The sequence below is a fragment of the Marinobacter lipolyticus SM19 genome, from assembly GCF_000397065.2.
GTDB classification, from domain to species: Bacteria; Pseudomonadota; Gammaproteobacteria; order Pseudomonadales; family Oleiphilaceae; genus Marinobacter; species Marinobacter lipolyticus.
In genome coordinates, this window is record NZ_KE007312.1 from 1,117 (window position 1) to 5,642 (window position 4,526).

The 4,526-nt window shown below is 55.9% G+C and carries 6 protein-coding genes; 3 read left to right on the forward strand and 3 right to left on the reverse strand.

Features of this window, described 5'->3' with window-relative positions; all coding sequences use genetic code 11:
• Nucleotides 1–199 (forward strand): transposase (locus MARLIPOL_RS19030; protein ID WP_456085429.1); only part of this gene is annotated, 199 nt, incomplete at its 5' end.
• A gap of 377 nt (nucleotides 200–576) precedes the next feature.
• Here the strand turns inward: MARLIPOL_RS19030 and MARLIPOL_RS06355 are convergent.
• The 3 genes from MARLIPOL_RS06355 to MARLIPOL_RS06365 all read right to left on the reverse strand — a co-directional run bounded on the left by MARLIPOL_RS06355 (nucleotide 577) and on the right by MARLIPOL_RS06365 (nucleotide 2,590).
• A complete protein-coding gene (locus tag MARLIPOL_RS06355) occupies nucleotides 577–969 on the reverse strand; it encodes a nuclear transport factor 2 family protein (RefSeq protein WP_036190892.1) in 393 nt (130 codons plus the stop codon).
• A gap of 5 nt (nucleotides 970–974) precedes the next feature.
• Nucleotides 975–1,874, reverse strand: coding sequence for an MBL fold metallo-hydrolase (locus tag MARLIPOL_RS06360; protein WP_012140034.1), 900 nt, complete (start codon nucleotides 1,872–1,874; stop codon nucleotides 975–977).
• 77 nt (nucleotides 1,875–1,951) lie between these two features.
• Nucleotides 1,952–2,590 carry a DsbA family protein gene (locus tag MARLIPOL_RS06365; protein WP_012140037.1) on the reverse strand — a complete coding sequence of 213 codons (639 nt, stop codon included), beginning with the start codon at nucleotides 2,588–2,590 and terminating at the stop codon, nucleotides 1,952–1,954.
• A gap of 78 nt (nucleotides 2,591–2,668) precedes the next feature.
• Between MARLIPOL_RS06365 and MARLIPOL_RS06370 the strand changes: the two genes are divergently transcribed.
• Both MARLIPOL_RS06370 and MARLIPOL_RS18285 read left to right on the forward strand, forming a co-directional pair.
• Nucleotides 2,669–3,625, forward strand: coding sequence for a LysR family transcriptional regulator (locus tag MARLIPOL_RS06370; protein ID WP_012140039.1), 957 nt, complete (start codon nucleotides 2,669–2,671; stop codon nucleotides 3,623–3,625).
• A complete protein-coding gene (locus MARLIPOL_RS18285; RefSeq protein ID WP_082446075.1) occupies nucleotides 3,582–4,388 on the forward strand; it encodes a carbon-nitrogen hydrolase family protein in 807 nt (268 codons plus the stop codon). The genes MARLIPOL_RS06370 and MARLIPOL_RS18285 overlap by 44 nt, the downstream gene beginning before the upstream one ends.
• Nucleotides 4,389–4,526 lie beyond the last annotated feature (138 nt).

A 4,526-nucleotide genomic window follows, 5' to 3' on the forward strand; every position in this document is an offset into this window, starting at 1 on the left:
AGTGGACAGCCCGCAGGGCAAGGAAATCTACAGTCATCGCATGTCAGTGGTCGAGCCGGTGTTCGGCAATATTGGTACCACGAAGCGGCTGAACCGCTTCAGCCTGAGAGGTAAGAAGAAGGTACAGGGCCAGTGGCAGCTATACTGCCTAGTGCCCAATATTGAGAAGCTGGCGAATTACGGGCGGTTAGCCGCGTGATGCAGGGACCAGAAGAGCCGGAAATGGGGCTGCTGGAAGTCAGCAATACCGGCGCTGGCAGCGCCAAATCGGCCGAAACTAATGGCTGAACAGCGGAGTCGCGATCATCGGCTAGCGGATGGCCGCTACAAAAATTCTAGGAACTAGGCGCTGGGGACTGCTCGAAATCGGGTTTTTCTACAGCCTCGTTAGGCTACCGAGTTACCCACGAACAGTAGACACCTTCTATAGTTAGGGTGGCCAGATCGGCGGTTTCGTTGATCCAGCAGGCGGCGCTACAGCAGTGGTAACCTGCCCTCTATTCTACCTTTGTCGCTCTTTGCCGCAGTGCCGCAAAATTCTGCGTGGTCTGTCCCCTGTTTGTTACGCGCATTTGGTTAGTCGACAAGCGCCTGTCGAACCATGGCGCTGTCGACGTACTGCTCCATGCTGACGATTTTTCCATCCTTGAGCCGATAGAGATGTGCAAAGGTGGCGGTCATCGCCTTGCCGGTTTTTCGGTAGGTCCCGGAATATACACCAAAGGCTGCGACCCGATCACCGTCGGCCAGATAGGTATGCACCTCAGCGCGATAGTCGATCCATTCGGTAGCCAGCCTCTGGAATACGTTTGCGATGATTGCCTCGGGGCCGGTATAGGTTCCCGCATACGGAAAGCCCGCGGCCTCGGTCCAGGTCGCGTTGGGAGCCAGGGCGGCGAGCAGGTTCCTGACATTCTCCTCCGACGCCCCTTCGTAGGTTGCGCGAATGATGTCGAGATTGCTCTCCATCGCCGTCAGCCCCACTTCATTTCGCCCTTGGCGACCTTGGCACCGATTTGCAGGGCGATGCCCATCCCGGCGTCCGGATAGCGCCTGGTCATTGCGGCAATGAGTTCAGCGCTATCAGCCGCCTTGGCCAGTTCCTCTTCGAAGGCCAGGAGGTAGTCGCGGGTATAGGTAATTGCAGAGGCGTCGGTTGCCGCCCCGGGAGCCAGGTGCCCGGGAATCACGGTGGCCGGTTTGCGCGCCGCCATGGCGTCGAGGTTCTTCACCCAGGCTGCGCGAGCCTCCGCGCTCGCCGTGTCCGCCGTCCATACGTGTACGCCAGAGAAAACCATGACGCCGCCGAAGATGGCATTGAGCGAAGGTACCCAGAGATAGCGCCGGTTGGCCAGGCCATCGGCATCGACGATCTCGATGGTCTCGCCTTCCAGGCTCAGCGTACGACCATCAAAGGCTTCCGGCATGACGATGTCGGCCATGGTTTGGGGGCCATTTTCCTTGAGTTGTGGGCCCCAGGTAGCCAGCTTCTTGTCGACATTGCCCTCAATCGCGGCAATTGTCGCGGAAGCGGCTATCACGCGTGCATCCGGAAAGGCCGCCTTGATCGGAGCAAGGCTGAAGTAATAGTCGGGATCGCTCTGGCTGATGTAGATGGTGGTCAGTGTCTTGTCGCTGGCCGCAATCGCTTCGGCCAGCGCCCTGCCGTCGGGAAAAGTAAAACCACCATCAATAAGAATCGCTTCACGAGCGCCGGTGATCAATACCGGGGCACGAAAGAAGCCGTTTTCGCCGGCCGGGAAATGCTTCCAGTTCAGGCCGGTTTCTGCGCCCAGGGCACTCTTGCTGCCGATAAAGGCCGTTGCAACGCCGGCAACGGCAATCGTCTTGAGAACATCGCGTCTTGTCTTCATGGTTATTTCCTCACCTATACAATAATTAAAAATATTACGTCGGGCGGCTTTCGGGCCTGCTGACCAAATGATGCTGTTCAAGCAGCCCTTAACTGATCAACCAATGCCCGGGGGTCGGAGTAGATAGCGCTTGACTGCAGCATCCGGTGCTCTTTCCCGGTGTCGGCGACGAAAACCGGCACGCCGCGTGCACCGAGCTCCCACATGAGAGTTCCTGCCCGCTGAATACGGATTCGATTGGCTTCGAGAAGCTCCGTATCGGGATGTTCTACCACCGCGGCGGCTTCCTCCAGGCCGAGCGAGGCCAACAGGGAGGCCAGTAATTTCAAGTCGGTTATGTTTTTGCCGTCGACGAAACGCGCGCACTGTATCGCCTTGAGAACGTCCAGTTCCCGTGCCGGAGCCGTCAGCGAAACCGCGGTCAGCGCCACCGTGGCGGGGCCGCTGTCGAAAAATTGCCGGCGATCTCCGAGCACCTCTTCGCGATAGCGCTCCGTAAAGCTCTGCCCCGTGAGGCGGGCGATGCGCTGGTCGTTGTTCCAGGCGTAGGCCGCGAAGTCGTCGTCCATGGGCCTTGCCCCCTCGCCGGCAAACAGGCCGGTGGGGAGTAATTCGATGGTTGCGCCCGGAACTTCCAGCAGAGAAGACAGGGCCGGTGCGGCCCCGTAGCACCAGCCGCACAGGGGGTCAAACAAATAGCGAAGGGTTGTGTTCATGGTGAAATCCTCTGTTGATGCCGCCCATCATAGGGAAAATATATTGATTCTTAAATGCATGCGTGATAAACGTTCTATATGTCAAAAGCATACAATCAAAGTGAAGCCGGCCTGGGAGAATTGGGAAACCTGAGGCGCCTCGTGTACTTTGCCGCGGTCGTGGAAACGGGCTCCTTTACCGCCGCAGCGGAGCGCCTCGGTATCACCAAGGCGGTGGTCAGCCAGCAGGTTGCCCGTCTGGAAAAGGAGTTTCGAACCTCGCTCCTGGTTCGCACCACACGCAAGGTGCAGCCCACCGAGGCCGGCCAGGCCTTCTATCAGCGCTGCGCCGCCATTCTGCGCGAAGCGGAAGATGCCTTCGGTGAATTGACCGAAGCGGCAGCGGAGCCCGTCGGCACCCTGCGACTGACCGCGCCTTTCGACTACGGGATTAGCGTGGTGGTGCCGGCAATCACCGCGTTTGCCAGGCGTTACCCCAATTGCAAAGTGGATGCGGTTCTGAGTGATCGCACGCTCGATCTGATGTCTGGCTACTTTGAACTTTCGATCCGTGTTGGCTGGCTTGCGGAAAGCAACCTGCAAGCCCGGCAAATCGGAACTTTCCGTCAACTGCTGGTTGCTCCACCGGCAATGCGAGCCGAAATGGAACGACTTACTGGCCCGGGGGATATTGCCGGACTGTCTTTTGTCGCCAATACGGCCCTGCGCGACCCCTTGCGCTGGAATTTTTCCCTGAACGAGATCGAGCGTCGGAATATCAGCGTGCAGGCATCGATATTTTTGGATACCACGCTCGCGGTACGCGAAGCCGTGCGACAGGGCGCTGGCCTCTCAGTGCTGCCCGACTTTGCGGTTGCAGACGACCTCGAAGCCGGGCGCCTGCTGCAAGTGCTGCCACAATGGTCTCTCCCCGCCGGCGGCATTCACGCTGTTTTTCCATCAGCTCGCTTTCGTCCGGCCAAAGTGCGTGCCTTTGTCGAGGTGCTGAGCAGTGAAGAGAAACGGCGATGCTCAACAAGAGCCCCACGGCTCTGAGGGGATATGTGAAGAGCTTCATGTTCGGTTGCTCAAAAATTCGATTGACCTATCATCGGATGATCTCGAGCCAATTCGCGATGCTGCCAAAGAGAAAAGTGTTACTGTAGTTTGTGGGATTAATGAACGAGACAATGCGAATAGCCAATCCACAATTTACAACTCTGTAATAACAATTGATGCTCAAGGGCAAATTGCTAATCATCATCGTAAGCTTATGCCAACCAACCCCGAACGCATGGTATGGGGTTTTGGGGATGGGCATGGTTTAAATGTTATTGATACTCCGATAGGAAAAATTGGCAGCCTAATATGCTGGGAAAATTATATGCCTCTAGCGAGGTATTCTCTATATTCACAGGGGATAGAAATATATATAGCACCCACCTATGACGGTGGTGAGGCATGGACAGGGACTATGCAACATATTGCAAGAGAGGGTAAGTGCTGGGTTTTGTCTTGCGGTGTAGCCTTGGAAAGGAAAGATCTACCTATGGACTTTCCAAATATAGATGAACTTTACCCCGCTGATGAAGAATGGATTAATCCGGGAGATTCGCTTGTCGTATCGCCAAGTGGTGAAATTGTTGCTGGGCCACTATCTAAAGAAAAAGGGAACATTATCTTAGATATAGATGTTGAAAAAGCTGCCACTTCAAAGCGCGCGTTGGATGTGGCAGGGCATTATTCAAGGCCAGATGTTTTTGAACTGCAAGTAAACAAAGCCCGACAATCACCAACACATTTCAAAAACGAGAGTTAACAAGCGGCTGCTACGGACTGTTTTTAACTGGCACCTTTTCCGCAGCGCTTCGCTTGCAAAAAAAGTCGCCAGTTAAAAACAGCCGCAGAGCCGTGCGTTATGCCCTAAAGCAGATGCCCCTCAGGCAACATGCGTTTG